Origin of the sequence: Chelativorans alearensis, assembly GCF_010993735.1 — a bacterium.
Classification (GTDB): domain Bacteria; phylum Pseudomonadota; class Alphaproteobacteria; order Rhizobiales; family Rhizobiaceae; genus Chelativorans; species Chelativorans alearense.
The window spans coordinates 96,295-112,572 of the sequence record NZ_WQNI01000011.1 but is presented as its reverse complement, the minus strand read 5'-3'; the positions used below and the strand labels follow the sequence as shown (position 1 = coordinate 112,572).

At 65.8% G+C, this 16,278-nt stretch carries 15 protein-coding genes and 1 tRNA gene; 10 read left to right on the top strand and 6 right to left on the bottom strand.

Annotated features, from left to right (window positions below):
* Positions 1-12: 12 nt before the first annotated feature.
* Positions 13-2,142 carry a sodium-translocating pyrophosphatase gene (locus GPJ75_RS17735; RefSeq protein WP_163269743.1) on the top strand — a complete coding sequence of 710 codons (2,130 nt, stop codon included), beginning with the start codon at positions 13-15 and terminating at the stop codon, positions 2,140-2,142.
* A gap of 294 nt (positions 2,143-2,436) precedes the next feature.
* Here the strand turns inward: GPJ75_RS17735 and GPJ75_RS17730 are convergent, their stop codons facing one another.
* Entirely contained in the window at positions 2,437-2,949 is a 513-nt protein-coding gene (locus tag GPJ75_RS17730) for an outer membrane protein assembly factor BamE (protein WP_163269741.1), read from the bottom strand.
* A 150-nt stretch (positions 2,950-3,099) separates the two neighbouring features.
* Between GPJ75_RS17730 and GPJ75_RS17725 the strand changes: the two genes are divergently transcribed.
* The 8 genes from GPJ75_RS17725 to GPJ75_RS17690 all read left to right on the top strand — a co-directional run bounded on the left by GPJ75_RS17725 (position 3,100) and on the right by GPJ75_RS17690 (position 8,132).
* On the top strand, positions 3,100-3,657 hold the full coding sequence (locus GPJ75_RS17725; RefSeq protein WP_163269739.1) for a ubiquinol-cytochrome C chaperone family protein: 558 nt from the start codon (positions 3,100-3,102) through the stop codon (positions 3,655-3,657).
* Complete coding sequence (locus tag GPJ75_RS17720; protein ID WP_163269737.1) at positions 3,650-4,207, top strand: YceD family protein; 558 nt, start codon at positions 3,650-3,652, stop codon at positions 4,205-4,207. Before GPJ75_RS17725 ends, GPJ75_RS17720 begins: the two co-directional genes overlap by 8 nt.
* Positions 4,208-4,314: 107 nt before the next feature.
* Positions 4,315-5,370, top strand: coding sequence for a phosphate acyltransferase PlsX (plsX, locus tag GPJ75_RS17715; protein WP_163269735.1), 1,056 nt, complete (start codon positions 4,315-4,317; stop codon positions 5,368-5,370).
* A gap of 9 nt (positions 5,371-5,379) precedes the next feature.
* On the top strand, positions 5,380-6,351 hold the full coding sequence (locus GPJ75_RS17710) for a beta-ketoacyl-ACP synthase III (protein ID WP_163269733.1): 972 nt from the start codon (positions 5,380-5,382) through the stop codon (positions 6,349-6,351).
* A 251-nt stretch (positions 6,352-6,602) separates the two neighbouring features.
* Positions 6,603-6,926 carry an integration host factor subunit alpha gene (locus GPJ75_RS17705; protein ID WP_159586299.1) on the top strand — a complete coding sequence of 108 codons (324 nt, stop codon included), beginning with the start codon at positions 6,603-6,605 and terminating at the stop codon, positions 6,924-6,926.
* 63 nt (positions 6,927-6,989) lie between these two features.
* Positions 6,990-7,358 carry a VOC family protein gene (locus tag GPJ75_RS17700; RefSeq protein WP_163269731.1) on the top strand — a complete coding sequence of 123 codons (369 nt, stop codon included), beginning with the start codon at positions 6,990-6,992 and terminating at the stop codon, positions 7,356-7,358.
* A 108-nt stretch (positions 7,359-7,466) separates the two neighbouring features.
* Positions 7,467-7,985 carry a MerR family transcriptional regulator gene (locus GPJ75_RS17695; RefSeq protein ID WP_163269729.1) on the top strand — a complete coding sequence of 173 codons (519 nt, stop codon included), beginning with the start codon at positions 7,467-7,469 and terminating at the stop codon, positions 7,983-7,985.
* 70 nt (positions 7,986-8,055) lie between these two features.
* Positions 8,056-8,132, top strand: a tRNA-Pro gene (locus tag GPJ75_RS17690).
* Between the two features lie 22 nt (positions 8,133-8,154).
* On the opposite strand, the gene GPJ75_RS17685 is transcribed toward GPJ75_RS17690, so the two are convergent.
* The 4 genes from GPJ75_RS17685 to GPJ75_RS17670 all read right to left on the bottom strand — a co-directional run bounded on the left by GPJ75_RS17685 (position 8,155) and on the right by GPJ75_RS17670 (position 12,776).
* Positions 8,155-9,414: an O-antigen ligase family protein gene (locus GPJ75_RS17685; RefSeq protein WP_163269727.1), complete on the bottom strand. Its 1,260-nt coding sequence runs from the start codon at positions 9,412-9,414 to the stop codon at positions 8,155-8,157.
* Entirely contained in the window at positions 9,411-10,943 is a 1,533-nt protein-coding gene (locus GPJ75_RS17680; protein WP_163269725.1) for an undecaprenyl-phosphate glucose phosphotransferase, read from the bottom strand. The genes GPJ75_RS17685 and GPJ75_RS17680 overlap by 4 nt, the downstream gene beginning before the upstream one ends.
* Before the next feature lie 116 nt (positions 10,944-11,059).
* Positions 11,060-12,190, bottom strand: a complete 1,131-nt coding sequence (locus tag GPJ75_RS17675) for a glycosyltransferase family 4 protein (protein WP_163269723.1) — start codon at positions 12,188-12,190, stop codon at positions 11,060-11,062.
* 22 nt (positions 12,191-12,212) lie between these two features.
* Positions 12,213-12,776: a polysaccharide biosynthesis/export family protein gene (locus tag GPJ75_RS17670; protein WP_163269721.1), complete on the bottom strand. Its 564-nt coding sequence runs from the start codon at positions 12,774-12,776 to the stop codon at positions 12,213-12,215.
* A gap of 201 nt (positions 12,777-12,977) precedes the next feature.
* Between GPJ75_RS17670 and GPJ75_RS17665 the strand changes: the two genes are divergently transcribed.
* Positions 12,978-15,062, top strand: a complete 2,085-nt coding sequence (locus GPJ75_RS17665) for a GumC family protein (protein WP_163269719.1) — start codon at positions 12,978-12,980, stop codon at positions 15,060-15,062.
* Here the strand turns inward: GPJ75_RS17665 and GPJ75_RS17660 are convergent.
* Positions 15,020-16,240: a GNAT family N-acetyltransferase gene (locus GPJ75_RS17660; protein WP_163269717.1), complete on the bottom strand. Its 1,221-nt coding sequence runs from the start codon at positions 16,238-16,240 to the stop codon at positions 15,020-15,022. The two genes, GPJ75_RS17665 and GPJ75_RS17660, sit on opposite strands and share 43 nt — an antisense overlap.
* Between the last annotated feature and the right edge of the window lie 38 nt (positions 16,241-16,278).

The following is a 16,278-nucleotide window of genomic DNA, read 5'->3' as shown; positions in this document are numbered from 1 at the left end:
GATTGATTGGCAATGACCATGCTTTACGTCGTCATCGCCTGCGGCCTGCTTTCTGTCCTTTACGCCATCTGGGCGACACAATCGGTCCTTGCGGCCGATCAGGGCAATGCGCGCATGCAGGAAATCGCCGGTGCCATTCGGGAGGGTGCACAGGCCTATCTTACGCGTCAGTACACGACCATCGCCATCGTCGGCGTCGTCGTCTTTGCGATCGCCTGGTGGCTTCTGACCGCCGCCGCGGCCTTCGGCTTTCTCATCGGCGCGGTGCTTTCGGGCGCGGCGGGCTTCATCGGCATGCACGTTTCCGTGCGCGCCAACGTGCGCACCGCGCAGGCGGCTTCATCGAGCCTTGCCGCCGGCCTCGACATCGCCTTCAAGTCCGGCGCCATCACCGGCCTTCTGGTTGCCGGCCTGGCGCTGCTCGGCGTGTCGGTCTATTTCTGGGCGCTGACGGGCCCGATGGGCTACGGGCCGACCGACCGCACGGTCATCGACGCGCTGGTGGCGCTCGGCTTCGGCGCCTCGCTGATCTCCATCTTCGCGCGCCTCGGCGGCGGCATCTTCACCAAGGGCGCGGATGTCGGCGGCGACCTCGTCGGCAAGGTGGAAGCCGGCATTCCCGAGGACGACCCGCGCAATCCCGCGACGATCGCCGACAATGTGGGCGACAATGTCGGCGACTGCGCCGGCATGGCGGCCGACCTCTTCGAGACCTACGTGGTGACGGTCGTCGCCACCATGGTGCTGGCCTCGATCTTCTTTACCGGCGCGACGGCGGTGACGCTGATGCTGTTCCCGCTGGTCATCGGCGCGGCCTGCGTGGTGACCTCTATCGCCGGGACGTTCTTCGTCAAGCTCGGCTCCAACAACTCCATCATGGGCGCGCTCTATAAGGGCTTCCTGGCCACGGCCCTGCTTTCCGTGGTGGCGCTGGCGCTGATCGTCTGGCTGTGGCTCGGCGGCTCGACCGAGTTCGAGGCCGGCGGCGCTTCCTTCACGGGGGCGAGCCTGTTCTTCTGCGGCGTGGCCGGTCTCGTGGTGACGGGGCTCATCATCTGGATCACCGAATATTATACCGGCGTCGGCTTCCGCCCCGTGCGCTCCATCGCCCAGGCCTCGGTCACCGGCCATGGCACCAACGTCATCCAGGGCCTTGCCGTCTCGCTGGAGGCGACGGCGCTGCCGGCGCTGGTCATCATCGCCGGTATCCTGGTGAGCTATACGCTCGCCGGCCTGTTCGGCATCGCCATCGCCGTCACCACGATGCTGGCGCTCGCCGGCATGGTCGTGGCGCTCGACGCCTTCGGCCCGGTCACCGACAACGCCGGCGGCATCGCCGAGATGGCGGATCTGCCGGCAGAAGTGCGCCAGACGACGGATGCGCTCGACGCCGTCGGCAACACCACCAAGGCGGTGACCAAGGGCTACGCCATCGGCTCGGCCGGCCTCGGCGCGCTGGTGCTGTTCGCGGCCTATACGGAGGACCTGAAGTTCTTCGCCGCCAATGCGGAGCCGGGCTCCTTCTTCGAGGGCGTGACAGTCGATTTCGCGCTGTCCAACCCCTATGTGGTCGTCGGCCTCCTGTTCGGCGGGCTGTTGCCCTTCCTGTTCGGCGGCCTGTCGATGACCGCCGTCGGCCGCGCCGCCGGCTCCATCGTCGAGGAGGTGCGCCGCCAGTTCCGCGAGAAGCCGGGCATCATGCAGGGCAAGGAGAAGCCGGACTACAGCCGCGCGGTCGACCTTCTGACCAAGGCGGCGATCAAGGAGATGATCGTCCCCTCGCTCCTGCCGGTGCTCTCGCCGCTCGTCGTCTTCGCCGTGATCTACCTGATCGGCGGCAAGAACGAGGCGTTCGCCTCCGTCGGCGCCATGCTTCTGGGCGTCATCGCAACGGGCCTCTTCGTCGCCATCTCCATGACCGCCGGCGGCGGCGCCTGGGACAACGCCAAAAAGTCCTTCGAGGACGGCTTCGTCGACAAGGACGGCGTGAAGCACGAGAAGGGCTCGGAGGCGCACAAGGCCTCCGTCACCGGCGACACGGTGGGCGATCCCTACAAGGACACCGCCGGACCGGCGGTGAACCCGATGATCAAGATCACCAACATCATCGCGCTTCTGCTTCTGGCCGTGCTGGCGCACTGAAGTAGGGCGGAAAACGATAAGAGGCCGGCGGGGAGGGATCCTCGCCGGCCTTTTTCTTGTCTGAAAGGAGAACGCGGACGCGTGGCGTCACCGCTGAACATTTCCCCTCCACGCGCGCGTCATCCCGGAAAGCCGAAGGCTTGTCCGGACCCATTTCGGAATGTGGACGAGTCACGGAATGGATCCCGGCTCTGCGGGAGCGTGTGCTCCCTTGGCCGGGATGACGCGCGTGGAAGGAGATAGGCGTGGACGACAGAGGGGGGCGCGAAGGGGCGCCTCCCTTCTCCGAACCTCCTACTGCGCCCCCAGAGGGTTGGAGGGCGGGCCGCCGCGGGCGACGCCCGCGATCATCTGGGTGAGGAAGTTCTGGTCCTTGCCGCCGGTCGGCGTGGTGCGCGAGACGAAGTCGAACAGCTTGCCGTCCTGCATGCCGTAGTGCGCGACCTGCGTGACGCGCTGATCGTCGCCGAAATAGACGGCCAGCACCTGCTGGTCGACAAGTTTCGGCCTCATGAAGGCGGCGCCGCGCACGCGCTTCTGCGAGATGTAGTAAAAGACCTCGTTGTCGAAGGTCGCCGTCGTCGACGGTGTGCCGAGCGCCAAGAGCACCTGCTCGCGGCTGGAGCCCACCGGCACCAGCTCCAGCGCCTGCTCGTCGATGACGTAGCCCTGGGTGAACGTCTCGCGTGCATTCAGCGTCGAGGCGGCGTTGCATCCCGAAAGCACCAGCGCGCTGCCGCCGAGGGCGGCGGCGAGGACGTACCGACAGGCATGGTTGGTCTTGATTTTCCGCACCTGCAACGACATCTCCCTTGAACGATTGCACCGGATCGGCCCGGTCGTCACCTTGCACGCGACGGCAAAACCGGTAAACCAGCTTGCGCGCCGATGCAACCGGACCTCGCGGCGGGCCCGGTGCGATATGCGATCCGAACCAGCCTGAAGGAGGGCAACCCCATGTTCCAGTGGCTTTCCGGCGCGCGCCGGCGCAGCCGCCGCCTTGTCGTGGACGCTCTCTACGGGGAAATCGTGGCAGCGGCGCGGCGGCCGCAGCTTTATTCCGACTGGCAGGCACCGGACACGCCGCTCGGCCGCTTCGAGATGATGTCCTTGCATTTTTTCCTGCTTCTGCACCGCTTGCGCGGCAAGGAGGGGGCGTTGAAGGAGATCGCGCAGGAGTTGACGGACCATTTCTTCCTCGAAGTGGATCATTCGCTGCGCGAACTGGGCATCGGCGATCTCGGCGTGCCGAAGCGGATAAAGAAGCTTGCCCGCATGTTCTACGGGCGGTTGTCGGTCTATGGCGCCGCCGTGGACGCCGGCGACGAGACCGCCCTTGCCGCCGCCCTTAGGCGGAACATTGCGCCCGACCGCGCGGTATGGATTGAGGCGGACGCCCTTGCCGCCTATACGCTGGATGCCCATGAAGCGCTTCGGGCGCTTTCGGACGAGGATCTGCGCGCCGGCAGGCTGCGCTTCGCGCCCCTGCCGCAGGAAGGGACGAACAATGGCTGACCCGCTTCGCACACAAAGCCCGGTCTCCTACCAGCTTCAGGTCAACCGGCTCCCCCAGAAGGGAACGACGGTGACGATCGAGGCCGATGCGGCGCAGCGCGCCGCTCTTGCCCATGCCCACGATCTCCTCTCGGTCCAGCGCTTTTATGCCGAGCTTAGCGTGCGGCCCTTTAAAGGCGACGGCGTGCGTGTGACGGGCCGTGTCGAGGCCGACATCACGCAGGCTTGCGTGGTGACGCTGGAGCCGCTGATCGCGCGAATCGACGAGGAGATCGCGGCACTTTTCGTGCCCGAGGGCTCGCGGCTCGCCCGCGCCGACCAGGACAGCGGCGAAATCCTCGTCGAGGCGGAAGGCGAGGATCTGCCGGAAGCCTTCACCGGCGACAGGGTCGACCTCGGCGCGCTCGCGGAGGAGTTTTTCGCCCTCGGCATCGACCCTTACCCCAGGAAAAGCACCGCCGCGCTAGACCTTCCGGCCGAGGAGGAAGGAAAGGAGGAGGGATACGGCCCCCTCCATGAAGGGCTCAAGAAGCTGCGTGAAAAGGGTTGAGTTTGCACGGAAACCTGCGGAATCGAGGTTGTGCCGCCGTGCAAAAACGCTATTTTCGCCGCACTTCGCGGAGGGCCCATCCGCTCAACAACCGAGGCATATAGCGCGTGATACGCATTTCGATTGACGCCATGGGCGGAGACCACGGCCCCGAGGTCACACTTCCAAGCCTCCTCCGGGTCGCCGAGCGCCGGCCGGATGCGCGTTTTGTGATCTTCGGCCATGAGGACGCGGTCCGCCCGGTGCTCGACGGACTGCCGCGGCTCAGGGACATCAGCGAATTCGTGCATTGCGACGTGGCCGTGCGCATGGACGACAAGCCAAGCCAGGCCTTGCGCCAGGGGCGCTGGAAATCCTCCATGTGGAAGGCCATCGAGGCGGTCAAGGCGGGCGACGCCGACGCCTGTATCTCGGCCGGCAATACCGGCGCTCTGATGGCCATGTCGAAATTCTGCCTGCGCACCATGGCCGACATCGAGCGCCCGGCCATCGCCGCCATCTGGCCGACCATCCGTGGCGAGAGCATCGTGCTCGACGTCGGCGCCACCATCGGCGCCGATGCGCAGCAACTCGTCGATTTCGCCATCCTCGGCGCGGCGATGGCCAACGCGCTGTTCGATATCGAGCGGCCGACGGTGGGGCTGCTCAATGTCGGGGTGGAAGAGATCAAGGGCCAGGAAGAGGTGAGGGAAGCCGGGCGCATGCTGCGGGAGGCGGCGCTCGACACCATGCAATACCAGGGTTTTGTCGAGGGCGACGACATCGGCAAGGGCACGGTCGACGTGGTGGTCACCGAGGGCTTTTCCGGCAATATCGCGCTGAAATCGGCCGAGGGCACGGCACGACAGATCGCCGAATATCTGCGCGAGGCCATGAGTCGCACCCTTTTGGCGCGCATCGGCTATATATTGGCACGTGGCGCCTTCGAGCGCCTGCGTGAGAAGATGGACGTGCGCAAGATCAACGGCGGGGTGTTCCTCGGGCTGAAGGGCATCGTCGTCAAAAGCCACGGTGGTGCCGACGAGGAAGGCTTTGCCGCCGCCGTGGAACTCGGCTACGAGATGGTGAAGAGCGGTGTCTTCGACAGGACACGCACCACCCTCGACCTTTTCCATGCCCGCAAGCCCGCCGGAATGGCTGGCCAAATGGCTTCCAACGCGTAGGATAGAATGATGATCAGGTCCGCCGTGCGCGGCATAGGCTCAGCGTTGCCGCGCCGCATCATGACCAACAAGGAGTTCGAGGAGTTGGTGGACACCTCGGACGAGTGGATCGTCCAGAGGACGGGCATCCGCCAGCGCCACGTCGCCTCCGACGACGAGACCACCGCCTCGCTGGGCGAGGCGGCCGCCCGTCACGCGCTGGAAAACGCCGGGCTGGAGCCAGCCGATATCGACCTCATCATCCTGGCGACCTCTACTCCCAACAACACCTTCCCCGCCACCGCGGTCGATATCCAGGCCAGACTCGGCATCCATCACGGCTACGCGTTCGACATGCAGGCGGTGTGCAGCGGCTTCGTCTATGCCATCACCACCGCCGATCTCTATATCCGCGGCGGGCTTGCCAAGCGCGCGTTGGTCATCGGCTCGGAGACCTTCTCGCGCATCCTCGACTGGAGCGACCGCACCACGTGTGTCCTGTTCGGCGACGGCGCGGGCGCGGTGGTCCTGGAAGCAGTGGAGGGCGAGGGGACCATTGCCGACCGGGGCGTTCTCGCCTCTTCGCTGCGCTCCGACGGTGCGCAGAAGGACAAGCTCTATGTCGACGGCGGCCCGTCGACCACCGGCACGGTGGGCCATCTGCGCATGCAGGGCCGCGAGGTCTTCAAGCACGCGGTCGGCATGATCACCGACGTGATCGAGGATGTTTTCGCCAAGGCCGACGTGACGGCGGACGACCTCGACTGGTTCGTGCCGCACCAGGCCAACAAGCGCATCATCGACGCCTCGGCAAGAAAACTCCACATCGCCGAGGAGAAGGTCATCATCACGGTCGACCTGCACGGCAACACCTCGGCCGCCTCCGTTCCCCTGGCGCTCGCCCACGGCGTGGCGGAAGGCAAGATCAAGCGCGGCGACCTGGTGCTTCTGGAGGCGATGGGCGGCGGCTTCACCTGGGGTGCGGTGCTTTTGCGCTGGTGAGCGCTGTTGGGCATTTGCAGGTGGGTGGAATTATCCCGTGGGCTGAACCAAACGGATGGTACCCATCTGTCAGGATCGCACCGCTACTGTCGCACAAATGCTGCAAAAAGAAATAAACGGAGCGAATGTGGGCGCATCCCGCTCTTAGCCCTAAGACTAGCCTCTCCGGTTCTTGACCTTCGCAGGCCAATTTTTGTAACGTCCGTGGCGTCGCTTTGTATTTTCAATAGTTTCGAAGGGTTGGTTGGCCGATGGGGGGAAAGACAATCACACGCGCCGACCTTGCGGAAGCGGTCTACCGAAAGGTGGGGCTGTCGCGCACCGAATCGGCTCAGATCGTCGAGATGGTCCTGCAGGAGGTCTGCGACGCGGTGGTGCGTGGGGAGACGGTGAAGCTGTCGTCCTTTGCCACCTTCCAGGTGCGCCAGAAGAATGAGCGCATCGGCCGCAACCCCAAGACCGGCGAGGAAGTGCCGATCCTGCCGCGCCGGGTGATGACCTTCAAGGCCTCCAACGTGCTCAAGAACCGCATCCTGCGCGCACACCAGGAGCGCAAGGCGCGCAAGGCGGGCTAGGGCCCATTCGATGTTGCGTCGATAGGCTCTGCCTTATGGAACCCATTTCTCTCGGGGGACGTCATGGCAGTGCGCGGGATCGGGTTTGTGGGCATGCGAAGCGTCCGGCTCGATGAGACGGTGCGGCTGTTTCGCGATGTGATTGGAGTTCCTGTCACGCGGCAAACCGGTGATCTCGTGGGATTCAGGCTCGCCGACGGAACCGTGTTGGAGCTTTACGGCCCTGGTGACACGTTTCACGCCTTCTTCAAGACCGGACCGGTTGTCGGCTTCCGTGTGGATGATTTCGATGCGACACGCCAGGCGATGATCGCAGCAGGGGTTGGCTTCATCGGTGATGTTCAACATGCCGATGGCGAAAGCTGGCAACATTTCCACTGCCCGGACGGCACGATTGCGGAAATCATCGGCCCTGGAGCGCCGCCGGCATAGCGGTAGCCTTCTGCCGTGATATGCTTGCCGTTTCCTCGGGAGGCCTTGTCAGGAGGGGCGCCAGCCTGTTGAAATGGCGGGCGTTGAGTCGCAGGAGGTGAAGAACGGATGGACAAGAGCCCCGACGCTTTCCGCACCATCAGCGAGGTGGCGGAGGAACTCGACCTTCCCCAGCATGTGCTGCGCTTCTGGGAGACGCGCTTCTCGCAGATCAAGCCGATGAAGCGCGGCGGCGGGCGCCGCTATTACCGGCCGCAGGATGTCGAGCTCATCAAGGGCATCCGCCACATGCTCTACGACCAGGGCTACACCATCAAGGGGGTGCAGAAGCTCCTGCGCGAGAACGGCAACCAGTTCGTCGTCGCCATCGGCCGCGGCGACATGGCCGCCGTCGAGGCCATCACCCAGCAGAAGCTGGCCGAGGCGAAGGAGAAGGGCGCCGACGAAGAGATGCTCGTCGGCAAGCCGAAGGCCAAGCCGAGCCGCCGCTTCTTCGGCATGGGGATGGAGGAGGACGGGCCGGTTTCGGCCGACGACGGGCGGCTTTCGCGCGACAATCGCGCGCTCCTGCAGGAGACGCTGTTCGACCTCCTGGAGTGCAAGCGCCTGCTCGACCAGGTGCGTTGAGGAAGGCGTCAGCACCGGCCGATTTTCTCCTTGCGCCTCAAGGCGGGAGACTATAGGGATTTGGCCGGCTCGGAGCGTAGCGCAGCCCGGTAGCGCACTTGACTGGGGGTCAAGGGGTCGTGGGTTCGAATCCCGCCGCTCCGACCATTTTTTCAGCCGGGGCTTTTTTTCATTCACCGCTGCGGGCGGGCATCCTGCCAAGACCCGCCTGCCGCCGCTGCTCCAGCGCCATCATCCCCCACAGCATGCCGAGCATCAGGTAGAAATGCCGCCAGTGGTCCGTGTCGATCACGCTGCCCAGCGCGATGTGGCCGATGAAGACGATGTAGGTGCACAGGAGATAGGGCTGCCATTGCCGCGCCCGGAAGAGCATGCGGAACGCGGCGGCCACTGTCCACGCGATGAGGGTGAGGTAGGCGGCGAAGCCGAGCCAGGAATAGGCAAGCAGCGCCTTCAGCCAGATATTGTGGGTGTCCTCGCCGTATATCCTGCCGAACTCGAGCGGGCCGATGCCGAGCGGGCGCTCGGTTGCAAGGAGAAAGCCGATGGCATGACGGGCGAAACGGCCGAGACGGCCGGCATCGTATTCCTGGACCAGTTGGGCGCGTTGGGCGAAGAGATCCGCCACGGCCGGTATCTGCAGCGCCACCAGGAGCCCGACGACGGCCAGCACCGTGGCGGCGATACACATGGCGGTGATCCTCAGCCTTATGAGCCCACGCCGGTTGTGGATGAAGAGGGCAAGGGTGAGCATGACGGCCGAGAACAGGAACAGGCCCCACGCGCCGCGCGAGAAGGAGAGGAAGAGGCCGAGCGCGATGACGATGAAGGGCGGGAGCGAAAGGAACGCGGCGCCGGCACGACCGGTCATCATGCGGTGAAGCAGATAAATGGCCGGCAGGGTGAGAAACGGGCCGAAGACGTTCGGGTCCTCGAAGACGCCGGCCGCCCGCCCGTAGCGCGTGAACATCTCGGCCCCCGGAAAGGCCTGGAAGTAGCCGAGGATGCCGGCGAGGGCCGTCACCGCCGCCGCCGCCACCCAGGCGCCGAAGATGACATCGAGGAGGCCCGGCTGCGCCTCGACAATCGCGGCGAAGAAGACTGCGGTGAAGGCGAGGAACAGCGAGACGGCGAGATAAAGCGGAATGTCGCCGATATCGGCGAGCTGGCTCATGGAGATGAAGCCGCCGATGTTGAACAGGATAAGAAGCACCAGGAGCGGCACCGCGTGGCGCGAGATGCGCAGCCCGAAAACGGCCCACACCGCGATCAGCCCGGCCATGTAGAGCTCGTAAGGCGCCGGCTCGCGCAGCACGAAGCCTGACAGGAAAACGCCGAGCGCGACGGCGCCGGCGCGGATGAGCGCGATCAGCCGCGCATTTGCCGCCGCACGAAGGCTGTCGCCGCCGCTGTGGACGAGTGCGTTCAATAGGCGTTTTCCGTGTCGAGAAGGCGGATCGGCGTCAGGAACAGGATCCTGAGGTCGAACAGAAGCGACCAGTTCTCGATGTAGTGGAGATCGTACTCGGTGCGTTTCCTGATCTTTTCTTCCGTGTCGAGCTCGCCGCGCCAGCCGTTGATCTGCGCCCAGCCCGTCACGCCGGGCTTCACCCGGTGGCGGGCGAAATAGCCGTCGACCACCTCGTCGAACAAACGGTTGTGCGCCTCTGCCGCCACCGCATGGGGGCGCGGGCCGACGAGCGAGAGGCTGCCGAAGAGCGCGTTGAAGAACTGCGGCAGCTCGTCGATGGAGGTCCTGCGGATGAAGCGGCCGACGCGGGTCACACGCGGGTCGCCCTTCGTCACCGCTTTCCGTGCCGTCGGGTCGCACTGGTCGGCATACATGGAGCGGAACTTGTAGACCTCGATCTCCTCGTTGTTGAAGCCGTGCCGCCTCTGCTTGAAGAGGACGGGCCCCTTGCTGTCGAGCTTGATGGCGATGGCCGTCGCCAGCATCACCGGCGAGAAAACGGCGATGCCGATGAGGCTGAAGACGATATCGAAGGCGCGCTTGGCGACCGAGTCCCAGTCGTTGATGGGGCGGTCGAAGATGTCCAGCATCGGCACCGAGCCGATGTAGGAATAGGCGCGCGGGCGGAAGTGCAGGTGATTCGAGTGCGCCGACAGCCGGATGTCGATAGGCAGCACCCACAGCTGGCGCAGCAAGGCAAGGACACGCGCCTCCGCGGTGATCGGCAGCGATACGATCATCATGTCGATGCGGGCGATGCGGGCGAACTCGATCAATTCGGCCACCGTGCCGAGCTTCGGGTAGCCGGCGACGACGGGCGGCGAGCGCGTATCGTCACGATCGTCGAAGATGCCGCAGATGCGGATGTCGTTATAGGGCTGCTGCTCGATGGCGCGGATGAGGGTCTCGGCGTTCTTGCCGCCGCCGACGATGACGGCGCGGCGCTCGATCCGCCCGTTGCGCGCCCAGCGGCGGAAGAGGTGCGCAGCCGCCAGCCGCAGAACGATGATGATGACGAGCCCGCTGACATACCACGTGCCGAGCCAGAAGCGCGAGAACTCCGAGGATATCTTCAGGAAGAACAGCGCCACGGTCAGAAGCGCGAAGGTGCCCGACCAGATGACGAAGATGCGCCCGGCCTGGGAAACCGGGCTGCGCAACGCCGACAGCTGGTAGCAGTCGGACACTTCCAGGAGCACGACGGCCACAAGAGCCACGCCGACGATGATGATCGGATACTGCACGAACAGATGCGTCGTCAGCCCCACATGGCCGGCATAGAGCTGGAGACCGGCGAGGAGAAGCACGGCGAATTCGATCAGCCGCATCACGCCGCTTACCATGACCGGGGACAAGGTGTCCCGGCGGTATTGCTGCGCGACCTGCCTCGCCACGGGGCCGAGCTTCGGCTTCTGCCGCTGGCGCGGTTCTTCCGCCTGGCCGCGCGCGCCGTTCCTGTAGCGGTGGATGGGGTCTATGCTGTTCATGGGGCATAACAACCGGTTTACAGGCCGATAACATCAAGGGCCCTAAGATTCCCTTGATGCGCTTCGCTGTTGTTGAAGGATCGGAGGATTGGCTTTTGGGGCCGGGGACTTATCCCTCAGCGTTTAAGCGTCTCGCGGTAGATCGCCTCGACCCTGGCGGTCATGACGTCGACGCCGAAGCGGGCCTTCAGTTCCTCGCGCGACGGCATCCTGCACCGGTAGGCCGCCTCGTCGGCGAGCACTGCCGTCATCTTCGCGGCGAGCGCTGGGGCGGCGGGGGCACAAAGGGCGGGTGACCCTTTGCCCAAGATCTCCGGAATGCCGCCGACGGCGGTGGCGATGAGGGGTTTGCCCGCCGCCAGCGCCTCAAGGACGATATAGGGCATGGCCTCCGCGCGCGAGGGGACCACCATGGTGCGGCCGAGCGCAAAGGCCTGGCGCACCGGCATCGCCGGGTGGAAGGCGATCCTTTTTGAAAAGCCGAGCGCGTCTGCCTGGGCGGCATACCTGTCGCGCCCCTCGCCGTCCCCCACCATCACGGCCGAAAGCGTCCGCCCGGTCTGTTCTTCCGCTGTCTTGAGCGCATCGATGAAGAGGTCCGGCCCCTTCAGGTCGCGCATCATGCCGATATAGACGAAGTCCGCTGCCTGCGGCGCGTCGACGACTGGCGCGAACTCCCCGACGCGCAAGCCGTTGTAGACGAGGCTCGTCGGCGCCCGCGGGTGGCCGATCTTTTGCTTATAGGCGCGCCGCTCGTAATCCGAGACGAACAGGATATGGTCGGTCAGCCGCTCCATCAGCGCCTCGAGCGCGAAGAAGAAGCGGCCTACCGTCGTCTCGGCGTCGTAGTGCAGGCTACCGCCATGGGGCGAATAGAGGCGGGCGACCGGGCGGCGGCTGACGCGCATCGCGGTGCCGAAAAGCCGTGCATAGGCGCCACCCTTGGCGCCGTGCCCGTGAAGGATATCCGGCCGCAAGCGCCGGACGATCCTCAGTGACCGCAAGGCCGCGGTGAGATCGCCGGGTCCGATGTGGCGCTGTATCGGCGTACGGGTGACGCCGAGTGCCAGGATATCCCGGATCCCGGCGAAGAGTTGATCCTCGAAGGCGCCGCCGGTGGTGGAATCGCAGACGATGCCGACCTCGTGGCCGGCGGCGACCTGCGCCTCGCATAAATCCCGCACATGACGGAAGATGCCGCCGACCGGCGAGCGGAAGCAGTGGACGATGCGCAGGCCGCGGGTCACCGGACGCCAGACGCCGACACTGTCAGAACAGTCGTTCGCGCACGTAGACCGTGTCGCCGGGAAGCAGCGGATCGGACGTGACGACGCTGCCGGTGAGGATCTCGCCGTTGATCTGGCGGGTGACGTCCACCAGCGCCTGGTTGGCACGCGGGGTGAAGCCGCCGGCCGCCGCGACGGCCTTCTGGATGGTCATGCCGGGCACGTAGGAATACTGCCCTGGAGCGCCCACTTCGCCCATGATGAAGATCGGCCGGTAGCGGTCGACCTCCACCGTCACATCGGGATCGCGCAGGTAGCCCTGGCGCAGCTTCTGCGCGACCTGCTGCTCGATCTGGTTGGCGGTGAAGCCGCGCGCCGGCACGGAGCCGACCAGCGGAAAGGCGATGTAACCCGCCTGATCGACGCTGTAGGTGTTGGAGAGGTTCTGCTGGTCGAAGACGGTGATGCGCAGCCGGTCGCCCGCGTCCATCACATAGGGCTGGTAGAGCGCCTCGTGAAAGGCCGGCGGGGCAGGGCGGTAGCCCGAGCAGCCCGCAACGGCAACGCTCGCTGCAAGCCCGATGAGGAATGAAATCGGATGTTTCATGGCCGGATACACACTTCTCTGCCGGAGCCCCCGATGCGCCAGAGCTTCATGACCTGACGGGTTATTGGCTTATCAGGGTTAATGCAGGGTTAAGCGTCCGGTTATGGGCGGCTTGGGGTGGCACGGGGGACCATGCGCGATTAACCCCCTGGTTACCATGTGGGTTTACCTTCACGCGGGAAGACTCCGGAGTGCGGCGCAATGACTAGCGGTGGGAAGATGGCTAACGACGTGGACGTCGACCTCGGCCATTTGTTCGCGAGCCTCAGGCACAAATGGTGGCGCATCGCCTTCTTCGCGTTTGCCATTACGGCGATCGCCTTCATGCTCGCGGCGATGGCCACGCCGCACTACCGCGCCGAGACGAGAGTGCTCATCGAGGTTGGCGAATCGATCTACACCCGCCCGCAGGCGGCCGATACCGGCGAGCGGGCGTCATTGGACGCAGCGAGCGTGGCCAGCCAGGTCGAGGTCATAGCCTCCACCCAGATCCTGACGCAGGTGGCACGGGAGCTCGATCTTGCCAGCCGCGAAGAGTTTGAGGCGGGTGGGCAGTCGCTCCTCGACCGGGTGCTTGTCGTCATCGGCCTCAAAAGGGATGCCGGCGCCATCCCGCCGGAGGAGCGGGTTCTCGATACCTTCCGTGAGAAACTCGAGGTCTACCGCGTCGAGAATTCCCGCGTCATCGTCATCCGTTTTTCCTCGGAGGATCCGGAACTGGCCGCGCGTGTGCCCAATGCCATCGCGGACGCCTATGTGGCCAGCCAGCGCGCGGCGAAGGCGGAGTCCAACGAGAACGCCACGGAATGGCTGGAGCCGGAGATCGCCGACCTGCGCGACCGCGTGAAGGAGGCGGAGGCGCGGGTTGCCGAGTTCCGCGCCCGGTCGGACCTTTTGATCGGCCAGAACAACATGGTGCTCGCCACGCAGCAACTGTCCGAACTGTCGAGCGAACTGTCGCGGGTGCGCGCCAACCGCTCGGCGGCTGAAGCCAGGGGCCAGACGGTGCGCGCCGCCATCGAACAGGGCGCGGCGCTGGAGACCGTCCCGGAGGTGCTGGCCTCCAACCTCATACAGCGGCTGCGCGAGCGGCAGGTGGAACTCAGGGCGCAGATCGCCGACTTGTCGACGTCACTCCTCGACAACCACCCGCGCATCAAGGCGCTGCAGTCCCAGCTTGCCGACCTCGACGCGCAGATCCGCATCGAGGCGCGCAAGGTGCTGGAGGGGCTGGAGCAGGAGGCTGAAATGGCACGCCTGCGCGAGCGCGAACTGACCGCCGATCTCAACACGCTGAAGGCCGAATCGGCCCGCGCCGACGAGGAACAGGTGGAACTGCGCGCGCTGGAGCGCGAGGCCGCCGCCCAGCGCCAGCTTCTGGAATCCTACCTCACGCGCTACCGCGAGGCGGCCGCCCGCGGCGACCGCAACTATCTGCCGGTGGATGCGCGCATCTTCTCGCGCGCCATCACGCCCTCCGAGCCCTACTTCCCGAAAGTTCTGCCCATCACCCTTGCAGCCTTCGCCGGTTCTCTCCTCCTGATGGGCATCGTGGTCTTGCTGCAGGAGCTCTTCAGCGGCCGCGCCTTGCGCCCGGCCACCGGCGACATCGAGCCGGTGCCCCAGGTGCGGATGCCTGTCGCGGCGGAAGACGTGGCGCCCGCGCCACCCGCGCTGGCCATCGGCAGCCTCGGCGAGGTGAACGTCGAGGCCGCCGCCGAGGCGCTGATCTCGACCGGCGTGGCGCGCGCGATCTTCGTCTCGCCCGAGGGCGATGAGGCCGCCGCGACGGCTGTTCTCGTGGCGCGCGAGGTGGCCGACGCGGGGCTGCGCGTCCTCCTCCTGGACCTGACGGCCTCCGGTGCCGTCTCAAGGCCGACGCTGGAAAGCAAGGTCTATCCCGGCATCACCAATCTGCTGGCGGCCGAGGCCCAGTTCGCCGATGTCATCCACGCCGACCTTTATTCGGCCTGCCACGTCATCCCGATCGGCACGGCAGAGCCCGACCGCGCCATGCGCGGCATCGACCGCCTTCCCATCATCATGAACTCGCTGACCACCGCCTACGACCTGGTGGTGGCCGAGTGCGGCGCCGCCGATGCCCCGGCGATCGAGCGCCTCATGGACGACGACACCCGGGTGCTGGTGAGCGTTCTCGACCCGAAGGAAGAGAGCATCGTCGCCGCGGCGTCGGAATTGGAGGAAGAGGGCTTCGGCACGCCGCTTCTGGTGACGCCGGCAGGCTACGTTTCCCCGGCCGCCCCTCCCGGCCGCGACGTGGCCTGACCGCCCGCGATCCTGCGCAGCCGCCGGGCGAGTTTTGTCGCCGCGGGGTCGTTCTTGATTGTGCGTTTCAGCCGCACGAGTGCGCGGTAGCCCACCGCAAGCAGTTTTCCCTTGAGCGTGAGGCCGGCGAAGACGTCGGCGTGGCTGGTTTCCATGCCGCACCAAAGCCGCTTGTAGGGTTCGTCGCCGACGCTGAGGTCGTAGACCGCCAAGCCCTCCGCGCAGGCGGCCTGGATGTTCTCGTAGAAGAGGAACTCGCCGGGGCTGAAACTGACGAGCTCGTCCTGGGAGAAGGTGCTGAACTCGCAGATGATGCTGTCGCTGGTGCGGCTGGAGCCGGTAACGGCGCGCAGGATCCCGCCCACCTCCAGCCCGTGAAGCACGAAGGGTGGTGCCTCTTTGCCAAGGGCCGCCCGGAAAAGGGTCCGCCAGCGCGTCCGCACCTCGGGCGCGGCGAAGACGTCGGCTATGCCCAGTTCGGCAAAGCGCGTGTGCTTCAGGGTGAAGAACCTGTCGAGCAAGGCGTCGACCTCCTCCACGCTACGCGCCTCGAGGCGGCGGTAACCTCCCGCCGCCTCGAACTTGCGGGCGTGGGCGCGGTGCTTCTTGCTCTTGCGTTTGCCGTTGGTCTGGAGCATCGCGTCGAACCCGCCGGAAAGATCGGCGGCGAGCGCGATGTTGGGGCTCGTGGTGTGGGGAAGGGTGAGCGTGGGGTTCGGCAGGCCTTCGAAGGTTTTCCTTTGCCGTTCAAGCGACAGCAGGTCGATATCGGGCCGGGCTTTGCGGATTGCAGCCACGAGCGCCGCCATTGCCGTGTCCGCGGTATCGAAAGCGGGTCCCACCGCCGGGAAGTTGCCGTTGGCGTGCGTTCCGCCGGCAAAACGCGCGACGCGGAACGGACCGTTGCGCCCGACCTCAAGGGCGAGCGCCATTGCCGGCCGCCCGTTCCGTTCGAGAAGGGCGATCAGCCCGTCTTCACCGGTGCCTTCAAGCCACGCGGCCGCCCACAAGGGGCTCTGGGTAGGCGAATGGACGGTATCCGCGCAGAAGGCGGCGTAGGCTTCGAGCGCCGCCCCATCGGCAGGCAATATGCGCGCCGAGAAGGCCGAGCGCGCGGCCGCGGCCGCGCGCTCGGCATGCGGCGTTTCCTGCTGGGAAAAGGATGCGGCGTCCACCATGACGAAGCCTGATTTTGCGTGTTTTCCCGCACCTTACC